23 protein-coding genes are annotated in these 22,036 nt (G+C 67.9%); 7 read left to right on the top strand and 16 right to left on the bottom strand.

The window, feature by feature from the left end; genetic code table 11:
• Nucleotides 1-20: 20 nt before the first annotated feature.
• From QAD21_RS10495 to QAD21_RS10485, 3 genes are read right to left on the bottom strand one after another with little or no spacing between them, the layout of a single operon-like run.
• Nucleotides 21-1,250 (bottom strand): crosslink repair DNA glycosylase YcaQ family protein, encoded by a 1,230-nt coding sequence (locus QAD21_RS10495; RefSeq protein ID WP_280361364.1) that lies wholly within the window; start codon nucleotides 1,248-1,250, stop codon nucleotides 21-23.
• Nucleotides 1,250-1,777: a dihydrofolate reductase gene (locus QAD21_RS10490; RefSeq protein ID WP_065628934.1), complete on the bottom strand. Its 528-nt coding sequence runs from the start codon at nucleotides 1,775-1,777 to the stop codon at nucleotides 1,250-1,252. Before QAD21_RS10490 ends, QAD21_RS10495 begins: the two co-directional genes overlap by 1 nt.
• The gene (locus QAD21_RS10485; RefSeq protein ID WP_065628935.1) at nucleotides 1,774-2,607 is read right to left on the bottom strand and encodes a thymidylate synthase; all 834 of its coding nucleotides are present in this window, start codon (nucleotides 2,605-2,607) and stop codon (nucleotides 1,774-1,776) included. The genes QAD21_RS10490 and QAD21_RS10485 overlap by 4 nt, the downstream gene beginning before the upstream one ends.
• A 108-nt stretch (nucleotides 2,608-2,715) precedes the next feature.
• Between QAD21_RS10485 and QAD21_RS10480 the strand changes: the two genes are divergently transcribed.
• Entirely contained in the window at nucleotides 2,716-3,090 is a 375-nt protein-coding gene (locus tag QAD21_RS10480; protein ID WP_058250166.1) for an HNH endonuclease signature motif containing protein, read from the top strand.
• Here the strand turns inward: QAD21_RS10480 and QAD21_RS10475 are convergent, their stop codons facing one another.
• The gene (locus tag QAD21_RS10475) at nucleotides 3,091-4,095 is read right to left on the bottom strand and encodes an AraC family transcriptional regulator (RefSeq protein ID WP_083207187.1); all 1,005 of its coding nucleotides are present in this window, start codon (nucleotides 4,093-4,095) and stop codon (nucleotides 3,091-3,093) included. It lies immediately after the preceding gene.
• Between the two features lie 121 nt (nucleotides 4,096-4,216).
• Between QAD21_RS10475 and QAD21_RS10470 the strand changes: the two genes are divergently transcribed.
• On the top strand, nucleotides 4,217-5,140 hold the full coding sequence (locus tag QAD21_RS10470; protein WP_065628936.1) for an NAD(P)H-binding protein: 924 nt from the start codon (nucleotides 4,217-4,219) through the stop codon (nucleotides 5,138-5,140).
• Here the strand turns inward: QAD21_RS10470 and nhaA are convergent.
• Both nhaA and QAD21_RS10460 read right to left on the bottom strand, forming a co-directional pair.
• Nucleotides 5,125-6,447 carry a Na+/H+ antiporter NhaA gene (nhaA, locus tag QAD21_RS10465; RefSeq protein WP_065628937.1) on the bottom strand — a complete coding sequence of 441 codons (1,323 nt, stop codon included), beginning with the start codon at nucleotides 6,445-6,447 and terminating at the stop codon, nucleotides 5,125-5,127. The two genes, QAD21_RS10470 and nhaA, sit on opposite strands and share 16 nt — an antisense overlap.
• 130 nt (nucleotides 6,448-6,577) lie before the next feature.
• The gene (locus tag QAD21_RS10460) at nucleotides 6,578-7,972 is read right to left on the bottom strand and encodes an HNH endonuclease signature motif containing protein (protein WP_280361358.1); all 1,395 of its coding nucleotides are present in this window, start codon (nucleotides 7,970-7,972) and stop codon (nucleotides 6,578-6,580) included.
• A gap of 447 nt (nucleotides 7,973-8,419) precedes the next feature.
• Between QAD21_RS10460 and QAD21_RS10455 the strand changes: the two genes are divergently transcribed.
• Nucleotides 8,420-8,905, top strand: a complete 486-nt coding sequence (locus tag QAD21_RS10455; RefSeq protein WP_065628939.1) for a hypothetical protein — start codon at nucleotides 8,420-8,422, stop codon at nucleotides 8,903-8,905.
• Between the two features lie 167 nt (nucleotides 8,906-9,072).
• A complete protein-coding gene (locus tag QAD21_RS10450; protein WP_139115403.1) occupies nucleotides 9,073-9,306 on the top strand; it encodes a hypothetical protein in 234 nt (77 codons plus the stop codon).
• 114 nt (nucleotides 9,307-9,420) lie between these two features.
• Here the strand turns inward: QAD21_RS10450 and QAD21_RS10445 are convergent, their stop codons facing one another.
• The 4 genes from QAD21_RS10445 to QAD21_RS10430 form a co-directional block, all read right to left on the bottom strand.
• Nucleotides 9,421-9,876: a flavodoxin family protein gene (locus QAD21_RS10445; protein WP_280361355.1), complete on the bottom strand. Its 456-nt coding sequence runs from the start codon at nucleotides 9,874-9,876 to the stop codon at nucleotides 9,421-9,423.
• A gap of 4 nt (nucleotides 9,877-9,880) precedes the next feature.
• Nucleotides 9,881-10,420, bottom strand: coding sequence for a hypothetical protein (locus tag QAD21_RS10440; RefSeq protein ID WP_065628941.1), 540 nt, complete (start codon nucleotides 10,418-10,420; stop codon nucleotides 9,881-9,883).
• A 2-nt stretch (nucleotides 10,421-10,422) separates the two neighbouring features.
• On the bottom strand, nucleotides 10,423-11,172 hold the full coding sequence (gene dapB, locus QAD21_RS10435) for a 4-hydroxy-tetrahydrodipicolinate reductase (RefSeq protein WP_058250146.1): 750 nt from the start codon (nucleotides 11,170-11,172) through the stop codon (nucleotides 10,423-10,425).
• 66 nt (nucleotides 11,173-11,238) lie between these two features.
• Complete coding sequence (locus tag QAD21_RS10430) at nucleotides 11,239-11,721, bottom strand: Lrp/AsnC family transcriptional regulator (protein WP_058250145.1); 483 nt, start codon at nucleotides 11,719-11,721, stop codon at nucleotides 11,239-11,241.
• 146 nt (nucleotides 11,722-11,867) lie between these two features.
• On the opposite strand from QAD21_RS10430, the gene ald reads away from it, so the two are divergent.
• The gene (gene ald / locus QAD21_RS10425; protein WP_280361352.1) at nucleotides 11,868-12,983 is read left to right on the top strand and encodes an alanine dehydrogenase; all 1,116 of its coding nucleotides are present in this window, start codon (nucleotides 11,868-11,870) and stop codon (nucleotides 12,981-12,983) included.
• Here ald and QAD21_RS10420 read toward each other — a convergent pair whose 3' ends face one another.
• The gene (locus QAD21_RS10420) at nucleotides 12,984-13,763 is read right to left on the bottom strand and encodes an NRDE family protein (RefSeq protein WP_280361350.1); all 780 of its coding nucleotides are present in this window, start codon (nucleotides 13,761-13,763) and stop codon (nucleotides 12,984-12,986) included. It abuts the gene before it with no gap.
• Between the two features lie 6 nt (nucleotides 13,764-13,769).
• A complete protein-coding gene (locus QAD21_RS10415; RefSeq protein WP_280361349.1) occupies nucleotides 13,770-15,251 on the bottom strand; it encodes a putative nucleotidyltransferase substrate binding domain-containing protein in 1,482 nt (493 codons plus the stop codon).
• Between the two features lie 136 nt (nucleotides 15,252-15,387).
• Here QAD21_RS10415 and QAD21_RS10410 point away from each other — a divergent pair, with 136 nt between their 5' ends.
• Complete coding sequence (locus QAD21_RS10410) at nucleotides 15,388-16,128, top strand: hypothetical protein (protein WP_058250141.1); 741 nt, start codon at nucleotides 15,388-15,390, stop codon at nucleotides 16,126-16,128.
• Between the two features lie 71 nt (nucleotides 16,129-16,199).
• Here the strand turns inward: QAD21_RS10410 and QAD21_RS10405 are convergent, their stop codons facing one another.
• The 3 genes from QAD21_RS10405 to QAD21_RS10395 form a co-directional block, all read right to left on the bottom strand.
• Nucleotides 16,200-18,503: a polyribonucleotide nucleotidyltransferase gene (locus QAD21_RS10405; protein WP_058250140.1), complete on the bottom strand. Its 2,304-nt coding sequence runs from the start codon at nucleotides 18,501-18,503 to the stop codon at nucleotides 16,200-16,202.
• 485 nt (nucleotides 18,504-18,988) lie between these two features.
• A complete protein-coding gene (gene rpsO / locus QAD21_RS10400) occupies nucleotides 18,989-19,258 on the bottom strand; it encodes a 30S ribosomal protein S15 (RefSeq protein WP_004021887.1) in 270 nt (89 codons plus the stop codon).
• A 118-nt stretch (nucleotides 19,259-19,376) separates the two neighbouring features.
• On the bottom strand, nucleotides 19,377-20,345 hold the full coding sequence (locus tag QAD21_RS10395; RefSeq protein WP_280361345.1) for a bifunctional riboflavin kinase/FAD synthetase: 969 nt from the start codon (nucleotides 20,343-20,345) through the stop codon (nucleotides 19,377-19,379).
• 100 nt (nucleotides 20,346-20,445) lie between these two features.
• Between QAD21_RS10395 and QAD21_RS10390 the strand changes: the two genes are divergently transcribed.
• Nucleotides 20,446-21,114, top strand: a complete 669-nt coding sequence (locus QAD21_RS10390) for a metal-dependent transcriptional regulator (RefSeq protein ID WP_082652845.1) — start codon at nucleotides 20,446-20,448, stop codon at nucleotides 21,112-21,114.
• Nucleotides 21,115-21,136: 22 nt separating this feature from the next.
• Here the strand turns inward: QAD21_RS10390 and truB are convergent, their stop codons facing one another.
• A complete protein-coding gene (truB, locus tag QAD21_RS10385) occupies nucleotides 21,137-22,036 on the bottom strand; it encodes a tRNA pseudouridine(55) synthase TruB (protein ID WP_259937589.1) in 900 nt (299 codons plus the stop codon).

Here is a 22,036-nt window from a genome sequence, read left to right as displayed (position 1 = left end):
ATTGCATCACCCGGTGTGGGTCACGCGCCGTGCAGCACCCGTTGCAGGTCGGGCGCCAGGTCGCCGCGTCCGGACACGACGACATCGTCGAGGTCTTGCCAGCCGGCGAAGCTCCGCAGATCCGCGGACAGCCGTTCGGCGACGAGGCCTCGGGAACGACCCGGCTCGCAGTAGGCCCCGAGCACCTGCAGGGTGCGGTTCTTGCGGTCGGCCTTCAGGTCCACGCGCGCGGCGATGTCGGTGCCCAGCAGATACGGCAGCACGTAATAGCCGTGCACGCGTTTGTGTTCGGGCACATAGATCTCGATGCGGTAGTGGAAGTCGAAGAGTCGTTCGGCGCGGGGGCGGAAGAACACGAGCGGGTCGAACGGCGACAGGATCGCCGAGGCGTCGACGCGCCGCGGAATCACCGCGCCGGCGGTCAGGTAGGCCGGGTCGCGCCAGCCGTCCACGAAGATCTCCTGCAGCACACCGTCCTCGACGAGTTCGGCGACCGCAGGCCGCGCGTCGGCCGGCCGGAGCCGGTAGTAGTCGGCCAGATCGGCCACGGTGGCGACACCGAGCGCCTGGGCGGCACGGCTGACGAGTTCACGGTGCGCCTGCCCACGGTCGGGTCGCAGCGCGACGATGTCCGCGCCGACGATCCGTTCGGTGAGGTCGTAGTGCCGCACGAAGTTCCCGTTGCGGACCGCCGACAGGTCACCGGCGGCGAACATGGCCTCGCACAGGTGCTTGACCTCACCGCGCTGCCACCAGCTCCCGGCTGCACCGGGTTCACGTTCGATGCCCAGTTCCGCTTCGATGGCACGGGGCGTGGTCGCGCCGACCGCCTCGATCACGGCCCGGATGTCGCCGACCAGAGAACGGTTGCGACGCATCACGTCTCGCGTGTGCCGATACCGACCGTCGGCGAAGTCGTCCATCCGCCATCGGAAGAGGGGCCAGTCGGGCACCGGGATCAGCGCGGCTTCGTGGGCCCAGTACTCGACGAGCAGCCGTCGACCGCGCCCCGGCTGCCACGCGGCGCAGTGCAACAGGTCGGGATCGTAGGCACCCAGGCGAGAGAACAGCGGCATGAAGTGCGCACGCGCGGCAATGTTGACCGAGTCCATCTGCAGCAGCCGCGTCCGGCCGACGACGCGCTTCAGGTGTGCCATGGTGGGCGCGGCAGCGGGCCGGCGGTCGGTGAAACCCTGTGCGGCGAGCGCGATTCGACGCGCCTGCGCGATCGAGAGACGATCCGGCGCCATCAGCCCTGCCGAGCGCGCCGATAGTCGACGAAGCGATACCCGATGCCGCTCGTCGAGGTCTGCCACTCACCGCGATGTGCCAAAGCCCACTCGTCGGTGATCTCCGGAGCGAACGCGTCGGCGCCGTCGACCTCGACGTCGATCTCCGTGACACACAGTTCGGTCGCGAATTCCATTGCCAAGCGGTAGATCTCGCCGCCGCCGATGATTCCGACCCGTTCGCCACCGGCCAGCTCGAGCGCCTCGGCGACCGATCCCGCGACCGACGCGCCGTCGGCCGACCAGCTCGCGTCGCGGGTGACGACCACATTGGCGCGACCGGGCAGCGGCCGAAATCGCGGCGGCAGCGAATCCCATGTCTTGCGGCCCATGACAACCGGGTGCCCGACCGTCAGTTCCTTGAACCGCGCCACATCTTCGGGGACCCGCCACGGGATCGTGTTGTCCCGGCCGATCGCCCCGCCGCGTCCCTGCGCCCAGACCAGGCGCACCTCACGCGAGCCCTCCCCCGCGAGGTCGGACGTCACACCGCCACCGGGGCTTTGATCCCGGGATGGGACCGGTAGTCGATGATGGCGATGTCGTCGTACTCGTAGTCGAAGATCGAATCCCGCTTGCGCAGTTCGAGTTTCGGGTACGGATACGGGTCGCGTGACAGCTGCAACGTCACCTGCTCGACGTGGTTGTCGTAGATGTGGCAGTCGCCGCCGGTCCACACGAACTCGCCGACCTCGAGGCCCGCCTGCTGGGCCATCATGTGCGTCAGCAGCGCATACGATGCGATGTTGAACGGCACGCCGAGGAACAGGTCGGCGCTGCGCTGGTACAGCTGGCACGACAGTTTGCCGTCGGCGACGTAGAACTGGAAGAACGCGTGGCAGGGCGGCAGTGCCATCTGCGGGATCTCCCCCACGTTCCATGCGGACACGATGTTCCGGCGCGAATCGGGGTTGGTCTTGAGCAGGTCGAGGGCGGCCGCGATCTGGTCGATGTGCTCACCGGACGGTGTCGGCCAGCTCCGCCATTGCACGCCGTAGACGGGTCCGAGTTCACCGTTCTCGTCGGCCCACTCGTCCCAGATCGAGACCCCGCGCTCCTGCAGCCATCGGACGTTGGAGTCGCCGCGCAGGAACCACAGCAACTCGTAGACGATCGACTTCAGATGCACCTTCTTGGTGGTGATCAGCGGGAAACCCTCGGCGAGGTCGTAGCGCAATTGCCTGCCGAAGAGGCTGCGCGTCCCGGTCCCGGTGCGGTCGGCCTTCGGCGTCCCTGTCTCCATGACGAGGCTCAGCAGGTCCTCGTACGGAGTCGGGATGGTCCCGGTCGATGACATGTCGCGGATGGCCGTGCTCACGGGTGCCAGTCTAGGCAAAGCAGTAGTCGCACCGCCGGGCGCACGACACGGCCCCGACTCGGCCTGTGACGGCTGTGACACGTGTGATCCGAGCGGTAGGCTCCTCCCGTGGCCACCCGCAGCACCACCCGCGCCAATCGGTACGCGAAGCGTCGTCGCAAGCGTGTCGCCGCCCGCGACAACGACCTCACCGACGCCCAGTGGCTCGCGCTGCAGGAGGCCTGGGGTGGGTGCGCGTACTGCGGTGCGGTGGGCGTCGCGCTGCAGCGCGACTGCATGCTGGCCATCTCCCGCGGCGGCCGGTACACCGTCGCCAACGTCGTGCCGTGCTGCGGTTCGTGCAATGCGAGCAAGTGCAATTCCGAGGTCACGACGTGGATGCGGCGGAAGAAGCTGGACGAGAAGGCGTTCCTGGTCCGGCAATTCGAGGTGAGCCGCGCGCTCGCCGCCGCCGTCGACCCGGCCGCCGGCCAGGACGAGTGATCAGCCGGCCCGCGCCGCGCGTCGTACTCGCCCGGGCGAGGACCCGTTGACCCGCTTGAACGCCCGGCTGAACGCCGCCTCGGACGAGTAGCCGAGTCCGCCCGCCACCGACGCGACAGACGCGTTCGGGTCACGAAGACGATCCGCCGCCACACACATCCGCCACCGGGTGACGTACTGCATCGCCGGCTCGCCGACGACGGCGGTGAACCGGGCCGCGAACGTCGACCGCGACATCGCGCACTCACGGGCCAGTCGTTCGACGCTCCACTCCCCCGCCGGATCGCGATGGACCGCGGCGACCGCACGCCCGAGTTGTGGATCGGCGAGAGCCCCGAGCCAGCCGGTGCGGGTGCCCTCCGCGTCCTGCAACCACGATCGGATGGCGTGGATGACGATGATGTCGGACAACCGGGTGATGACCGCCTCCCCGCCGGGCCGGAGTTCGCCGGCCTCGTCGATCACGATGCGCATGAGGTCCCGCAGCCACGAGTTGCTCGCACCCGCACGGGAATCGGTGGCGCGGATGGCGAGGATCGGCGGCAGCATCGAGGTCAGCGACCGTGCCGAGGGATGGTCGAACCGGACGACGGCACAGATCAGGACCGAGCGTTCGGGCCCGTCGCCGCCGTGGCGCAGGACGGCATACCGATCGCTCAGGTAGTCGTGCGGCAGATCGGTGACGACCGGGGCGAACGTCGCCTCGCCGTCTCCGCGGATGACGTGCGACCGGCCGTGCGGCACGACGACGAGATCTCCCGGTGCGAATCGCAGCGACTCACCGTCCGGCGCGGACAACCGCAGCGACCCCGACACGACGAGGTGCACGCACAGACAGTCCTCCCAGACCGGCATGGTCAGCGCCCAGGGCTCGGTGAGCTCCGACCGGCAGTAGAAGGCGCCGTTCAACCGGAAGAAGTGCAGGGCCTCCCCGAGCGGGTCGGGGCTGTGGAACGGGTCCGGGTGACTGCCGTCGGGTCTGCGCACCCGTCCATGATCGGTCATCGTGATCCGATCGTCTGCCGTTTCGGACGATTGAGCATGCATTGCGGACTGTGAGCGCTGTTTCGTCCGGCAACTCCGCTTCACTCTGGACATACGACATCGAACGATTCAGGAGGTCCTCATGTACACAATCCTCGGGGCAACAGGCACCGTCGGCGCACAGGTCACCACCCGCCTGCTCGACGCCGGACACCGGGTTCGGGCGGTCGGGCGTTCTTCTGAGCGGCTCGACGCCCTCGCTCGGCTCGGTGCCGACACCGCGGTAGCCGACACCACCGATTCGTCCGCGCTCGCCACCGCCATGCGCGACTCGGACGCGGTGTTCGTGATGCAACCCGTGGATCACACTGCCGCCGACCACCTCGCCTCGCAGCGGACGATGACCGACGCGATCGTCCGCGCCCTCCGCGAGTCGGGTGTGCCGCGTGTGGTCGCGCTCAGCAGCGTCGGCGCCGAGATCAGCTCCGGCACCGGATTTCTGGTCGGTCTGCACATCCTGGAGCAGCGGCTGGCGGAGTTGTCCGGCGTCGAGGTGCTCGCTCTGCGTGCCGGCTGGTTCTACGACAACGCCCGCTCGTACCTCCCGCTGATGCAGAATGCGGGCATCGTCGCGGACTCGCTGGATCCGCATGTGGCGGTTCCGATGGTCGCCACGCGGGACATCGCCGCGGCAGCGGTGGATGCGCTGGTCGGAACAGGCTGGGGCGGTAAACATCTGAGCCGGGAAATCCTGGGTCCGGTGAACGTCGACCAGGCCACCGTGACGGCCGCGTTGGGACGTGCCTTCGGCCTTCCGAAGCTGCGGTATGAGCGCTTGTCCGACGACGACATGGTCGCGACGCTCGTCGACGAGGCCGGATTCAGTCCCGATGTCGCAGGCCATCATGTGGGCATGACACGGGCCATCAACGACGGCCGGGTCGTCGGCCGACGTCCGGGGACCACGGTGCTCACCGGGCCGACGACCATCGACGACTACGCCACCGGCCTGGCGGCAGCCGCGATGGCGACGACTTCGAGTCCCACCGATCAGCTGTCCCGCTGATAGACATCCGGAATGCCGTCGTGGTCGTCGTCGCGCATCTCCTCTTCGGCGACCCGGCGATAGTGGCGGTTGCGCATCCGCAAGATGACCGCCGCGGCCGAGGCGGCCGCCAGTGAACCGACCAGCACACCGATCTTGACGTACTCCGCGCGGTCGGATTCCGGGTCGTACGCCAGGTCGCCGATGAGCAGCGACACGGTGAAACCGATGCCGGCGAGCATCGCGACACCGGTGACGTCGATCCACCGGATGCTGGCGTCGAGGGTGGCGCGCGTGAACCTGGCGAGAAGTGCGGTGGTGCCGACGATGCCCACCGTCTTGCCGACCACCAGACCGAAGATGATGCCCAGCGCAACGGGGTTCGTGAGCGCCTCGCGGAGTCCGCTGAGACCGCCGATCGTGACGCCGGCGGCGAAGAAGGCGAACACCGGGATGGCGAAGCCTGCCGAGATGGGCCGGACCCGGTGTTCGAAATGCTCTGCCAGGCAATGCCGGGTATCCGTCTCATCGCTCCCGACCCGCCGGAGCACCGGGACCGTGAAGCCGAGGACGACGCCGGCGACGGTGGCGTGAACGCCGGACTCGTGGACGAATGCCCACGTGAGGGCCGCCAGCGGGAGCAGGAGCCACCACGCGGTGATCCGCCGCTGCACGAGAACGGCGAACGCCGCGAGTGGGATCAGGGCCAGGGCCAGCGCGGTGCCGTTGATGGTTTCGGTGTAGAACACCGCGATCACCGTGATGGCCAGCAGGTCGTCCACGACGGCCAGGGTGAGCAGGAAGGTGCGCAGCGCGACGGGCAGGTGCGTGGAGAGCACGGCCAGCACGGCGACCGCGAACGCGATGTCGGTGGCGGTGGGAATGGCCCAGCCCTGCACCGCTCCGTCGCCCGCCCGCATGGTGACCGCAACGAAGATGAGTGCGGGAACAGCCATTCCACCGACCGCCGCGGCGATGGGCAGCGCGGCCCGCGCGGGGTCGCGGAGGTCGCCGGCGACGAACTCGCGTTTCAGCTCCAGACCGACGACGAAGAAGAAAATGGCGAGCAGACCGTCCGCCGCCCAGGTGGCCAGGGAGAGATCGAGGTGCAGACCGAGCGCGTCGGACCCCACATGGATGTCGCCGAGGCCGAAGTAGGCGGCCGACCATGGCGAGTTGGCCCATAGAAGGGCTACGACCGCGGCGACGAGCAGCAGCATGCCGCCGATGGTTTCGCGCCGGAAGATGTCGGCGATGCGGGAAGCTTCGGGCCAGGAGCCGCGCGAGAAGAGCGTCGGGGTGGCCCGACGGGAGTCGGTGTCAGTCATGGTGCGTACGGAGTCCTTCGTCGGGTGGGCTACGTACGCGTCGTGGCCGCCCCCTCGTGCGGGGCTCACCGTCAACGCGCAGCCGACCAGACTTCCCGGCACACCGCGTGTCAGTCTAACAGCTAGGCGCCTACGCGGCCCTGTGCACGGCGGGCTCTAGGTGAGTTGTGTTGCGCTGCTTCCATTCCCACACCGCGAAGAGCACCTCGGTGGTGTATCCCAGGTCCATTCGACCACCGCCGACCGGCACCGTCGCATCTACGCCGATCCGTTGATCGGGTCGCCACCCGCCCGGTTTCGACGTAGGTGGCGCCGCCTCGATCTCAGTGCCGTCCGGGCGATGAAACGTGAACCGCTGCAACCCATGCGCGGTGATCGCAAACTCGCCCCGATGCAACGACCGATGACACGACCCACACAACAAGATCAGATTGTCCGGATCCGTCCGCCCACCCGCCGACCAGAACACCACATGATGGGCATGCAGATGACGCGTCCGACCACACCCCGGCACCTGACAACACCGATCCCGCACGAACAACGCCCGCACCAACGCCTTGTTCGGCGCCCGCTTCCGACGACCCACCCCCAACAACGCCAACTTCCCCGGCTGACCGGGAACCCGGCGGCTCACCACCTCCCGCGTCGACGCCCCACACCGGGCCTCGTCCACCTCAGCCTCCGACAACCCGGGTCCATCATCGAGATGAGCCGACTCCACCCCCTCACCGGCATGGATCAAGATCTCCGCGCCCGGAGCAAGATCGGGCATCGCGATCCCCTCATGCACCATGTCGGCCATCGCCACCACCGCCGGCGCCACATTCGACGGCACCTGCCGCCACAGATCCCGACGCCGAGACGGAACCACCTCCGAATCCTCTGATTCTGAACCGGATTCAGTGTTCCGCGGAACACGCTCGACCGACGGCAGATCCGGGTCATCACACGTCCGGGTGCGTTCATATTCCGCCCGCACCGTCCCAGCAAGGAACCGCGCCCCATCCAACGGACTCAACCGCAGCGACACCGACAACGACCCGTCATCGTTCCACTTCCACCGGCCGGTCGACTCCACCGGTGGCCGGCTGTTCTCCTCGACGCCACGGTTGCGGTCGATCTGGGCCATCGCCCGCACCGCCCGATCCAACTGACTCGCCGTGCACGACAACGCCAGATTCACCAACTCCGCCTCACGCTCCGGTGTAGCTACCCGTGTCAACGCGCGGACCTTCGAATACGTCAGCCGACCTTCGCGAAAAGCCTTGCGGATCACCGGCAATTCTCGTAGCGCCTTGGCGACCCTCAACTGCTCATGCGCCGTTCGCGGTGCGATGCCGGCCTTCCACGACAACCAGTGCGCCAGCGAGTGAATCCCCGGCCCCCGCCACGACTCCCGCTCATCCAATTCCGCCACCAGGTCAAGGAAGTTCGCTGTCAGAGCCGTGATCTGAGCGGCATAACCCAGCACCCGAGCCTCGAGCACCTCATCCGACAGCGACTCCGGATCCGCACCGTCGAACATCGACGACACATCTCCACCGGAACGAAAAGCACTGACCCGCACCGCAACCCCCAGAACCGAACGAGAAGTACAGCAACAAGGTATCGCCAGGCACCGACAATTCCTCGAGCCTCAACCCAAGGTTCAGAGTGTTCCGCGGAACACTCGCGAGCTACTCCAGAAGCTCAAACGAATCGTCGCGATGACGTCGATCCCGTGTCCATCTCCGCCGCATCTCTGTACTTTCACAGGTGGCCGAGAGAGCGCTGATCGACGAGCGGCAACCAACGCCGACCTAGACCGCGCTCTTCGGCTCATCCGAGACGACCAAGACTCACGCCATCACGCCCTCGCAGTCATCCAATCCGGCAGCGCGCCGGAGTCGTCCACTATCAAGCCACGGAGGTCGCGGGTTCGAGGCAACCTTACCTACGGCGGGTGTCGGACCTTGGTCCCAGAGTTCGAGCCATGCCACAATCAACGCCTCAGGCGGTCATCGAGGGGTTCTTGCTGAGGGTGCGTCGCATCATGGCCCACTCGCTGATCCGTGAACAGGCTGACCTCATGGCCCGACTTCATGACGGCACTGTGCAGATTTCGGTCACCCGGAATGTGAAGACGGGGGACGAATCCCACCGGATCAAGATCGAGTATCCCCCCGAGGAGGCGATGGAATCCCTGGCGAGCCGGGTACGTCCGCTGGTTCTAGCCAGGGAGCCGATCTATTGCGTCAAGGTGCTCGACGCCCTCGAGGAAGTGGTGGGCACCGACGCGCTCGATGAGGAGATCGACCCAGACTGGTGGCGCGACAGCTGGAGAACGATCATCGACGGCAGCGGCGAGGCACAGGCGTACCTAGTCGGCACCGCCAGCGGCCAAATCACCGACCGCAAGCTCATGTACGCCTGGATCTACGGCGACTTGGTTCACGCCACCACGCCGCGATCCCAGTGATCAAAGAGCTCAGCATCGACGACCGCTACCACGCAGCCGCCCCGGGATCGCGCGGATCTGTCATCTGGTTATTACCACCCACCTCATGATCATGAGCTTGATCGACAGGGAAACTCGCGGTCGATCCGCAAGTGTTCGCCGAAAAGGTGGTGGTCACTAAGACAAGCGTGGACCGTGAAGCAAAGGTCTACACGGCTCCCGCGGGCGAGGACGGAAAACCACCGCCGATGCCCAGCGACCCGTCACAGGATCTCGACTCCACCCAGTGGCAATCAATTCACCAGGCACTCATCGACGCAGGGTTGATCGACTCCGACGAGATTGGGCATGTCATCAACGCCGACACCGAGCACGCCGAGAACAGTGCACCGGGGGTCGATCGACACGGACCGAATGAATGATGCTGCGCCACAATCAATCCTATCGAAGAATGCGTTGTCATTCAGGCCGCTCGAGGGAGATCCAGGCGCTCTTAGTCGACACAATAAGCGCACCAGCGGCCGCTCCCCACTCGCTCACCCCTCCATCAACCCCGCTGCCACCGTCGCACCCAACTCCCAGCACGCTTCGCGGTCGTCCTTGCCCGGGGCGCCGGAGACGATGACATGCTCGGCGGCCTTGGTCCAGCCGAGGCCGGAGGTGATCGAATCGACCGCCCGCACAGCCCCTTCGGTGCCCTGGTTGCCATGCAGGTACAGCCCGAACGGCCGACCCTGGGTCGAGTCGAGGATCTGGTAGTAGCTGACGTCAAAGGCGTGTTTCAGTGCGCCGCTGATGTATCCGAGGTTGGCGGGCGTGCCGAGGAGGTACCCGTCGGCGTCGAGGAAATCGGAGGCGGTGACGGCGAGCGCCGCGCGTCGGATCACCTCGACGCCTTCGATCTCGGGGTCGGTCGCACCGGACACGACTGCCTCGAACATCTCCTGGCATGCCGGTGACGGGGTGTGGTGGACGATGAGCAGCCGGCTCATCGGACTACTGCTCCCGGCCGTGGTACTGGGCGACAGCCCGTTTCATCATCGAGCGGGCACGGGTGCGGTCGCCGGCGTAGTCGTAGGCACGGGCGATGCGGTAGGTGTTGCGCCAGTCGCTCGGGTCGGCCTCCCATTCGGCCTTCACCTGGGCGAAGAGCTCGTCGGCCGCGTCGCGCTCCATCCGGCCCGATGCGCGGTGCGGCAGGTTCGAGATGTCGAGTTCACGTCCCTCGTCGGCCATGATGGCGGCGAGTTTCTGGTGCTCGAGGCCCGCCCGCAGCGTCGCGTAGACCAGCCACGCCCCGATCAGCGGCAGCGCGATCACGCCCAGACCGAGACCGATCCCGGCGGCCGACCCAGAGGCGATCAGCTGGAAGCCACGCCATCCGAGCAGAACGAAGTACACGATGAGCGCCACGACGAGGAATGCGATCATCCAGACGATCGGACGGGAGTCCTTCTTCCGCGGGCCGAGTCGGGGTGCGCCGCCCTCGGTGTCGTCGTCGTGGGCTGGTTCGTTCGGCGGGCCGGAGGAGGTCATCGTCAGAGGTCCATCAGTTCTTCGAGCCCGATCGTGAGTCCGGGACGGCCGGCGATGCTCCGCACGCCCAGGAGCACTCCGGGTGCGAACGACGCCCGGTCGAGGGAGTCGTGCCGGATGGTCAGCGTCTCGCCTTCGGTGCCGAGCAGCACCTCCTGATGTGCCACGAGTCCCGCGAGGCGCACCGAGTGGACACGTACGTCGTCGACGACCGCGCCGCGGGCGCCGTCGAGTTCCTCGGTCGTGGCATCGGGACTGCGTCCGACACCGGCCTCGGCTCGCGCGCGCCCGATCAGCTCTGCCGTCCGATAGGCGGTTCCCGACGGCGCGTCGGCCTTGTGCGGGTGATGCAACTCGATGACCTCGACCGAGTCGTAGTACTTGGCGGCCTGGGCGGCGAAACGCATGGACAGCACTGCGCCGATCGCGAAGTTGGGTGCGATGAGGACGCCGACGCCGGGGTTCTCCGACAACCAGCCGCGGACGGTGTCGAGGCGTTCCTCGGTGAATCCGGTGGTCCCGACGACGGCGTGAATTCCGTTGGCGATGAGGAACTTCAGGTTGTCCATGACCACATCGGGGTGGGTGAAGTCGACGACGACCTGGGTTTCGGTGTCGGTGAAGAACTCGAGTGAGTCACCTTTGTCGACGCCCACGGTGTAGGTGAGGTCGTCGGCATTCTCGACCGCGGCGACGATCGCCTGCCCGACCTTGCCCTGGCTGCCCAGGACGCCCACCTTGATACCGCTCATGTCCACCTCTTCGTGTCGTGTCCTGCCGGCCGAGTCGCTGCCGGGCCAGTCTAGTGGCGTCTCGCCTCAGAAGATCGGGGCACCGCCGCGGCGGTGTTCGAACACCAGCGACGTGGTGGTTCCGGCGACCTCCGGTCGGCCGTTGAGTCGTTCGACGAACTGGCGCAGCGCCTCGGTGTCGGCGGCGGCGACATGCAGCAGGTAGTCGTCGGTGCCGGCGAGGAAGAACACGTCGATCACCTCGTCGTGGGTGGCGATCTCGCCGACGAAGCGCCGGATCTGACCGCGCGCGTCGGACTGCAGACTGACGGCGACCATGGCACGCAGCGGGCGCCCCAGCGCCGCCGGGTCGACGTCGGCGAAGAAGCCGCGGATGATGCCGAGGTCGACGAGCCGACGCAGGCGGCCGTGGCAGGTCGACGCGGCGATGCCGACGCGCTGCGCCAGTTCGCTGTTCGGCATCCGCGCATCGGACTGCAGCAGGCGGAGCAGCTCCCGGTCCGTCGCGTCGAGTTCACCGGCCCGAACATCCTTCGGTGTGGTGGCCATCGCGCCCTCCCTCCTCACACGATCGTCGGCAGACCGCGCTCATCGAGAATATTCTTCCGCACGATTGTGTCATGGCCGATGTTCCTTCACGCTGAAAACCAGTTCATCGAGGAACGTTCAGGAGACCACAACCCGACGGAGTCATCATGCGCATCGGCATCCCCACCGAGATCAAGAATCACGAATACCGCGTGGCCATCACCCCCGCCGGCGTCGCCGAACTCCACCAGCGCGGCCACGACGTGATCGTCCAGGCCGGCGCGGGCGAGGGATCCGCCATTGCCGACAACGACTTCAAGGCCGCCGGTGCACAGATCCTGGGAACCGCCGCCGCGGTCTGGGAGCAGGCCGAACTACTGCTGAAGGTCAAGGAACCGATCGCCTCGGAGTTCGCGCTGATACGTCGGGATCAGACGCTGTTCACCTACCTGCACCTGGCCGCCGGCAGGGCCTGCACCGACGCGTTGCTGGCGTCGGGCATCACCTCCATCGCCTACGAGATGGTCCGGACCGCCGACGGCGCGCTCCCGTTGCTGGCCCCGATGAGCGAGGTCGCCGGACGCCTCGCACCGCAGGTGGGTGCCTATCACCTGATGCGTTCGGCGGGCGGTCGGGGCGTACTCATGGGCGGCGTGCCGGGAACCGAGCCCGCCGACGTGGTCGTTCTGGGCGGTGGCGTCAGCGGCGTGAACGCGGCGCAGATCGCCCTCGGCATGGGCGCCCAGGTCACCGTCTTCGACATCGACATCGCCAAACTCCGCTCGATCGACGCCCGCTTCGGCGGCCGCGCCCACACCCGGTACAGCACGGCCCTGGCGGTCGAGGAGGCGGTCGTCGGTGCCGACCTCGTCATCGGAGCCGTCCTAGTGCCGGGCGCCAAGGCACCGGTCCTCGTCTCGAACAGCACGGTCGCCCAGATGAAGCCGGGCGCGGTGCTCGTCGACGTCGCGATCGACCAGGGCGGCTGCTTCGAGGACTCTCGACCCACCACCCACGACGACCCGACCTTCGCCGTCCACGACACCGTCTTCTACTGCGTCGCGAACATGCCCGGCAACGTCGCGCGTACGTCGACACAGGCGCTCACCGGTGCGACCCTCCCCTACGTCCTCCGGCTGGCCGACTCGGGAACGGAGCAGGCGTGCGCAGCCGACCCGGCACTCGCCTCGGGACTGAGCACGCGGCACGGTCAACTGTTCACCGCCGAGGTCGGCGCCGCACTCGACCTGGACGTGTCGCCGAACCCCTTCGCGCACAACTGATCAGAACGTCAGCGTGGTGGTTCCCCGGCGTCGGCCCCGCCAACCGTAGCGGCGCTCGGTCATCGATCCGTGGCCGTCGTACCCGACGCGCAGCAGGGTTGATGCCCGGGTGCCGTACCCGGGGATGTTGATGAACATCGGCGACAACGCCGCTTCGGCCTGTGGCCCGACGCCGGTGTCGGGCAGACGCGTCGGGTCGGGCCGATCCTGGTCGGCCAGCATGGCGAAGTAGGACTCGTCCGCAGACCCCACCGACCCGCCACCGTCTGCCTCGACCAGCCCACTCAACGCCGCCGCGCCGTCGACGACCTTCGGCCAGTCGTTGTCCAGGGCCCCGTTGGACAGACCGTGCACGCCGTCGGCCACCCGCTCGGCGCGCGGTTCCGGCCAGTTGGTCATCCACCACAGCTCGCCCCGATCGGCGACGAGCAGATTCACCGGATCGTACGCCGCCCCCGCATCGTCGAGGACCCGGTGGGCGTACACCTTCGGGCCGTCGTCGCCGATCAGATAGTCCACCGGAAGCTGTCCGCGCGAACGGATTCCGGCCCGTCGAGCCGGCCCGACCCGGACGTTCGTGACCATGGCCACCCGGTCGGGGACCTCGGCCGAGACAGCCATCCACGTACCGCCGGCGACGGCATCGCGACCGCCGAGGATCGGCAGGTCGTCCCAATGCGACAGCGCGAAGGTGCGGCGACGGTGCTGCTCGTCCCGATTTGCGGCCACGATCAACCGCTGAGTGGGGTGCGCGTTCCACGCAAAAAGGATCAGGCACATCGGGATTCAGGTCACCTGCTCGGGTCCGGGAAGAAGTCGGCTCATGGTCGACATGCGGCGCTGCACTCCGGCGATCTCGCGGACCGCCTGCCCGAGCAGGCTGCGGTCCAGCGGGGACAACTGCCTGACATCGAACCGATCGCCGGGCGGATCACCGTTGTCGAACTGTGCGACCTGATATCGCAGCCGAACACGCTGCAGCACATCGAAGACCTCGATGAGCGTCGACGCCTGATCGCTCGGCAGCATCTCGCTGCCGGACGCCGCGCGCAGACGGCCACGGGTGTCGACGTCGGTCGAACCCACACTGACCGCGGCCCACCGCGCGATGTTGACGAGCGGTGTCACCGCATGCCCCTTGATGTCGACGATGTTGCCCCGACCGGTCAACACATCCCGCCGGGACCGCAACCGGGCACGCGTCGAAAGGGTTTCGGCCAGCAGCAGATTCATCGTCCGGGGGTCACGCCGCAACCCGGCTATCATCGCGACCGCAGGCGTCGCCGACACCGCGTCGCGCCCACGGACAGGCCGGCCGTCGAGCATCAGCGATGTGAAGATCATGCCCTTGCCGGCGAGCGGATCATCGATCCACGCACGCGCCGCCGTCTGCCACTGCGTGTGGGTCCGCGCGAACAGCGGCTTCGACGCGACGGCGCCGTTGTCGTCGACCCGCAGTCCCGCGTTCCGCAACACCTCGTCGACCTCACCGAAGGCTGCCCGATAGCGTTCGATCTCGCCGCCGGCCGAATCGTCGAAGGAGACAGCCGAATCCACGTCCGAACTCAGCACCGGCTCCCGACGGGCGTTGCTGCCCAGCGACAACCAGGTGAACGCCGCGGGATCGAGTTCGGGGTGTGCGGTCAGGACGACATCGAGCGCGCGACCGACGACCGCGTCGACGATCATGGAAGCCGCGCGCGAGATCTCGTACGGCGGTCGGTCCCGGCGAACCTGATCGGCCACGAACTGCGGCAGCCTGCGCGCGTGCCCCTGCAGCTCCTCGACGGCGATCGAACGTCGGATCTGTTCGCGCAGCGGGATGCCCGCACCGACGGGGTCGGCGACGAAATCCCCCGCCCCGACGACACCGATCACCTCGCCGTCGGCGCCACGGACGGGGACGATCGCCAGATCGCGGTCGACGAGCTCGGTCAGCACGTCCATCGACGCTGCACCGGCATCGACGACGAACGCCGGTTCCGTGACGATCTCCCCGACCGAGGTGTCGACGCTGCGTCCGGCCGCGACCACCTCGGCCCGGATGTCGCCGTCGGTCAGCACGCCGAAGCGCCGGTCCGGCAGCGGGATCACCACGTAGTCCTGTCCGCGCTCGGTCATCAGCGCGGCCGCCTGGCGGACGGTCATGTCGGCCCGGCCGATCACCGGTGCGGTGCGGAGCAGTTCGGCGACCGTGCTCGCCGCAGAGATCCCGCCGGCGTCCCGACGCCGCGCCACCGTCAGCTGCGGCTTCTCCTCACCGGCCATGTCTGCAGAGTCTAGGCGGGCCCGAGGTCTTCGAAGACCGTCGGCCGGTCGAATGATTCGGAGTCCGGCCGGCACACCGCGGGGCCAGGGTTCGGCTCGAAGGGAGCAGACACCCTCTCGGAGCAAAGGACCCCCGATGATCAAGCCTCACGTCGCCGCCGCGACCACCCTGCTGGCCGCTCTGGCCGTGGCAATGGGCACGACCGCCCCCGCAGCCGCCATCACGCCCGAATACGCCGACACACTCACCGCCGGCCAGGGCATCCTGATCGGCGACGGCCTGTGTTCCATCGGCTTCTTCGGGACCAACGCCGACGGTGATCGCCTCGCCGTCACGGCCGGGCACTGCGCCGAGGGCGTCGGCGACGAGGTCACCACCACCGACGGCGAGACGATCGGTGAGGTCGTGGACTGGCAGGACGACGGCGGCACCCCCGACGGGTCGATCACGCTCGCCGATCCCCGCGGTTACACCGTCATCGCGATCGAGGACGACTGGGAGGTGGACCCCGTCTTCGCGACGGCGGCCGACCCCGAGGTCGGCGAACCGGTCGCCAAGACCGGCGAACGCACCGGGACGACCGTCGGCACCGTGACCGCCCTGCTGCATCAGGACGCCGCGCCCGAGCATCGTCTCGTCAACGCCGAACTCGTCGTCCTCGGCGGGGATTCGGGTTCACCGTGGTACCAGGAGACCCGTGGCGGACGGTATGTCCTCGTCGGGATCTCCTCGAGCGGCAACTTCGGCACGCAGAACCCCGACCAGGCGATCTCGACGGCCCAGACCATCGAAGGCCTCTACGAGCAGATCGCCGGATCCGGGTCGGCCTGGACCGACGGCTTCGAGATCAGCTTCGACACCGCCGACCGATCCTGACGCCGGCTTCCAGACGACACCGGGGCGCGCCGTCCGCAATGGACGGCGGGCCCCGGTGGGTCGTTCTCAGATCAGGCGTCGGCCTTCACCGCGTCATCCTTGACCGCGTCGGGGGCGGGCGCGTCGGCCTTGTCGGCGTCGTCGTCGACCGGGACGAGGCTGATCTTGCCGCGCTCGTCGATGTCGGCGATCTCGACGCGGAGCTTGGAGCCCACGTTGACCACGTCCTCGACCTTGTTGATGCGCTTGCCCTTGCCGAGCTTCGAGATGTGCACGAGGCCGTCGCGACCCGGGAGCAGCGACACGAAGGCGCCGAACGCGGTGGTCTTGACGACGGTGCCCAGGAAGCGCTCCCCGACCTTGGGCAGCTGCGGGTTGGCGATAGCGTTGATGCGGTCGATCGCCGCCTGCGCGGACGGACCGTCGGCCGCGCCGACGAACACGGTGCCGTCGTCCTCGATGGAGACGTTGGCGCCGGTCTCCTCGGTGATGCCGTTGATCGTCTTGCCCTTCGGGCCGATCAGCTCGCCGATCTTGTCCATCGGGATCTTGATGGTGGTGATCCGCGGCGCGAACGGGCTCATCTCGTCGGGCTCGTCGATGGCCTCGGCCATGACGTCGAGGATGGTCAGTCGGGCGTCCTTGGCCTGGCTGAGCGCACCCGCGAGCACCTGCGACGGGATGCCGTCGAGCTTGGTGTCGAGCTGCAGGGCGGTCACGAAGTCCTTGGTGCCCGCGACCTTGAAGTCCATGTCGCCGAAGGCATCCTCGGCGCCGAGGATGTCGGTCAGTGCGACATAACGGGTTTCGCCGTCGACGGTGTCGGAGACGAGGCCCATGGCGATACCGGCGACCGGGGCGCGCAGCGGCACACCGGCATTCAGCAGCGACATGGTCGACGCGCAGACCGAGCCCATCGAGGTCGAACCGTTGGAGCTCAGTGCCTCGGACACCTGGCGGATCGCGTACGGGAAGTCCTCGACGCTCGGCAGCACCGGCATCAGGGCACGCTCGGCGAGCGCACCGTGGCCGATCTCGCGACGCTTGGGCGATCCGACGCGACCGGTCTCACCGGTCGAATACGGCGGGAAGTTGTAGTGGTGCATGTACCGCTTGGACGTCTCGGGTCCGAGCGAGTCGATCTGCTGCGCCATCTTGACCATGTCGAGTGTGGTGACACCCATGATCTGGGTCTCGCCGCGCTCGAACAGCGCACTGCCGTGGGCGCGCGGGATGATCGCGACCTCGGCCGAGAGGGCACGGATGTCGGTGATGCCGCGGCCGTCGATGCGGAAGTGGTCGGTCAGGATGCGCTGCCGGACGAGCTTCTTGGTCAGCGACCGGTAGGCCCCGCCGATCTCCTTCTCGCGGCCCGCGAACTGCTCGCCGAGCTGCTCGAGGACGTCGGCCTTGAGCTCGTCGGTCTTGTCGTCGCGCTCCTGCTTGCCGGCGATCGTCAGGATCTCCGACAGGCGATCGGTGGCGGCGGCCGCCACCGCGTCGTAGGCATCCGACTGGTATGCCGGGTACAGCGGGAACTCGGCGGTCTCCTTGGCCGCGGCGGCGGCCAGGGACTTCTGTGCCTCGCAGAGGCGGGCGATGAACGGCTTGGCGGCTTCGAGGCCCTCGGCGACGATCGCCTCGGTCGGTGCCTGCGCGCCGCCGGCGATGAGGTCGATGACGTTGTCGGTGGCCTCGGCCTCGACCATCATGATCGCGACGTCGGCGCTGTCACCGGAGCCGGCGACGATGCGGCCCGCGACGACCATGTCGAACACGGCGCCCTCGAGCTGCTCGACGGTCGGGAACGCCACCCACTGGCCGGCCTTGTTCTCCTCGGTCGGGATGAGCGCGACACGCACGCCGCCGACCGGACCGGAGAACGGGAGACCCGCGAGCTGGGTGGAGGCGGACGCGGCGTTGATCGCGACGACGTCGTAGAGGTCGTTCGGGTTCAGCGAGAGGACGGTCACGACGACCTGGATCTCGTTGCGGAGACCGTCGACGAACGACGGACGCAGCGGACGGTCGATGAGACGGCAGGTCAGGATCGCGTCGGTCGACGGACGACCCTCGCGGCGGAAGAACGACCCGGGTATACGGCCCGCGGCGTACATCCGCTCCTCCACGTCGACGGTCAGCGGGAAGAAGTCGAAGTGCTCCTTCGGGTGCTTCGACGCCGCGGTGGTCGAGAGCAGCATGTTCTCGTCGTCGAGGTATGCGGTGACCGAACCGGCGGCCTGCAGCGCGAGGCGCCCGGTCTCGAAACGGATCGTGCGGGTGCCGAAGCTGCCGTTGTCGATGACGGCGGTCGCCTCGGTGATCGCGTCGTCGTAGTCGTCGGCGAAGTCTTCGGTGGTGTTCACATCTGTCATGTGGGGTGGAATCCCTTCGTAGCGGCTGCCGGTGGCGGCCGTCTGACGCGGCCACGAGAAGGTGGCCGCTTGTGCGGTTGGGGGTGGCCTTCGCGGAGGTGCGCAGCAAGAACTCACGTGTGACGTCGAGCGAGCTCGCACAGCAGCGCACGCGCGGATCGGACCTACCCAGAACGCGCCGAGAATGTGCGGCAGCACGGTGAATGGCGCAGCGTGTCTGCGCCGGCTGAGTGCTCAGACGGCCTTCGATCGAAGCGGCCGGAATCCTGCGCGCCCGAGGGTTGCCCGGGCGAGGGTTCCGGCGGCCACTACCGAGGACCGATCTGGCTGGTCGTTCCGCACTGCCTCGAGTTCCGGCACGATCCGTCTGTCAGCGTATCACCGCCGACTGTCGATACCTCAATACGACGACCCCCGATACGACAAAGCCGGCCGCCCCGTTTCGGGGGCGGCCGGTGGAAGTCGGGAGATCAGCGACGGTGGAGTCAGCGACGGAGGCCGAGACGCTCGATGAGCGAACGGTAGCGGTTGATGTCGACCTTGGCGACGTACTTCAACAGACGACGGCGACGGCCGACCAGCAGCAGCAGACCGCGGCGGCTGTGGTGATCGTGTTTGTGCTGCTTCAGGTGCTCGGTGAGGTCGGTGATGCGCTTGGTCAGCATCGCGACCTGGGCCTCGGGCGAGCCGGTGTCGGTCTCGTGCAGACCGTACTCGGCGAGGATTTCCTTCTTCTGCTCGACAGTCAAAGCCATGGAGATACTCCTGTTTCTCAGTACCGCGTCCGAAACAACCACGGTGCGCCACCGCGGACTGCAGCAACACCGACTGATCAGGCTACCGCCCGGGTGGGACCCGGCCCAAATCCAGGGCTCAGCTCTCGGCCGCCGCCAGGATCTCGCGCGTCTTCGTCACGTCGTCACCCATGGCGGTGATCAGGTCGTCGACGCCGTCGAACTGTTCCATCCCGCGGATGCGGTGCACGAAGTCGACGGCGACGTGCTGCCCGTAGAGGTCGGCGCTCTTGTCCAGAACGAATGCCTCGACCGTTCGGGTTCGGCCGGAGAAGGTGGGGTTGGTGCCGACCGACACCGCGGCCTGGTAGCGCTCCCCCGGCTCGACCTCGCCGACGACCGGGCCCGCGCCCAGGATCGTGAACCAGGCGGCGTAAACGCCGTCGGCGGGAATCGCGGCGTACATCGGCGGGGCCACGTTGGCCGTCGGGTACCCGAGGTCGCGGCCACGGCCGTCGCCGCGCACCACCACACCCTCGACCCGATGCGGGCGGCCGAGCGCCTCGGTCGCGCGGTCGACGTCACCGGCCGCGACACACGAGCGGATGTAGGTCGACGAGAAGGTCACCGCATGTTCACCGAACAGCGAGACCGATTCCACCGAGAAGCCGAACTTCCCACCGAGTTCGGCGAGCTTGGCCACGTCGCCGGCCGCCTTGCGTCCGAACGTGAAGTTGTCGCCGACGACCACGACGGCCGCGTGCAACGTCTCCACGAGGATGTCGTGGGCGAAGTCCTTGGGCGACCGGGCGGCGAGTTCGGGTGTGAACGGCATGACGCAGAAGACGTCGATGCCGAGCTCCTCGGCCAGCTCGGCGCGTCGTGTCAGCGTCGTCAGTTGCGGCGGATGGGATCCCGGGCGGACCACCTCGGACGGGTGCGGGTCGAACGTCATCAGCACCGCCGGGACGCCGTGCTCCTTCGCCGCATTCGTGGCGGCGTTGATGAGCTCCGCATGTCCCCGGTGAACACCGTCGAAGACACCTATGGTGACCACGCACCGTCCCCAGCCCGCGGGGATGTCGTCCAGACCTCGCCAACGCAACACGCGACCAGACTACGGGCACCCGGTGTTCCAAACCACCACCGCCACTCGCGTTTGCGGTGGGGTTAAGCTCTTGGTCATGCCTCGGGGAACGGATCGTCCGGTGACAGAACTGTCACAGGTGACCCAGGACTATCTGAAAGTGATCTGGACCAGCCAGGAGTGGGAAGACGTCAAGGTCACCACCAAGCTGCTGGCGCAATCCCTCGGCGTGTCCGCATCGACCGCGTCGGAGGCGATCCGCAAACTCGCCGACCAGGGCTTCGTCTCGCACGAACCGTACGGCGCGGTCACCCTCACCGCCGCTGGACGGTCCGCGGCCATCCTGATGGTGCGCCGCCACCGGCTGATCGAGACCTTCCTGGTGCGCGAGCTGGGCTACCGCTGGGACGAGGTCCACGACGAGGCGGAGATCCTCGAACATGCGGTGTCCGACCGGCTGATGGCCCGGCTCGATGCGAAACTCGGCTTCCCCGACCGGGATCCGCACGGCGACCCGATTCCCGCACTCGACGGCTCGATCCCCGCACCGGACGCGGCACTCCTGGCCGACCTGGAGGTCGGGGCGTCGGGCGCCATCGCCCGGATCTCCGACACCGATCCCGAGATGCTGCGCTACTTCGACCAGGTGGGCGTCGCCCTCGACTGTGTGGTGACCGTCGCCGAGAAGCGCCCGTTCGCGGGCACGATCTCGGTGTCGCTCGACGACGGCGATCCCATCGACCTCGGCGACATCGCCGCGCGCGCCATCTTCGTCGTCCCGCGCGGCTGACCCGTTTCTTCGGCAGGGCGCGTCAGCGCAGGGTCGCCGGGCGCACCACCATCACCGAACTCGCGCGGCGACCCTTTTCCTGGATCAGCGCGATCGCCTGTTCCCGCGGATCGACGACGACATAGATCTCCTTGCGGCCGATCGGCTCCAGCCATCGACCCTGACTGATCGACTCGGCCTCGTCATCGTCGATGTCGCGGCGCGGGAACGAGATCTTGACCGCCTCGTCGATGTCGAGGCTGACGCGCGGCTCGTCGCGGACATCGTCGAGCGTCCGCGCATGGTCGAGGGTGAACGGGCCGACCGCCGTCCGCCGGAGTTCGGTCAGGTGCCCGCCGACCCCGAGCGCGGCGCCGAGATCGCGCGCCAGTGACCGGATGTACGTGCCCGACGAACAGTCAACGGCCACATCGAGATCGACGAACTCCGCATCGCGCCGGGCGTCGAGCAGCTCGAAGCGGGACACGGTGACCGGGCGCGGCGCGAGGTCGAAGTCGGCACCCGTCCGCACCAGTGCGTGCGCTCGCCGGCCGTCGACCTTGATGGCGCTGACCTTCGCCGGGACCTGCTGGATGTCACCGGTGAGATCGGCCATGGCCGTGGTGATGTCGGCGTCGAGGGCCCCGGATGCGTCTGCCGTATCGAGGATCTCGCCTTCGCGGTCGTCGGTCGTGGTGGACGCGCCGAGTCGGATCGTCGCCGTGTACGACTTCGTCGTCAGCGACAGCAGTCCGAGAAGCTTTGTGGCCCGCTCGATCCCGACGACCAGGACCCCGGTGGCCATCGGGTCGAGGGTGCCGGCGTGCCCGACGCGGCGGGTGTTGAAGATCTTCCGGCATCGGGAGACGACATCGTGGCTGGTCATCCCGGCCGGCTTGTCGACGACGAGCAGGCCGGCGTTCTCGATGGTTGCGTCGGCCAC

Source organism: Gordonia sp. SMJS1 (genome assembly GCF_029866425.1).
In the GTDB taxonomy this organism is placed as follows: domain Bacteria; phylum Actinomycetota; class Actinomycetes; order Mycobacteriales; family Mycobacteriaceae; genus Gordonia; species Gordonia hongkongensis.
Note: the sequence above shows the minus strand (reverse complement) of the source record. Positions and strands in the feature narration are given on the sequence as shown.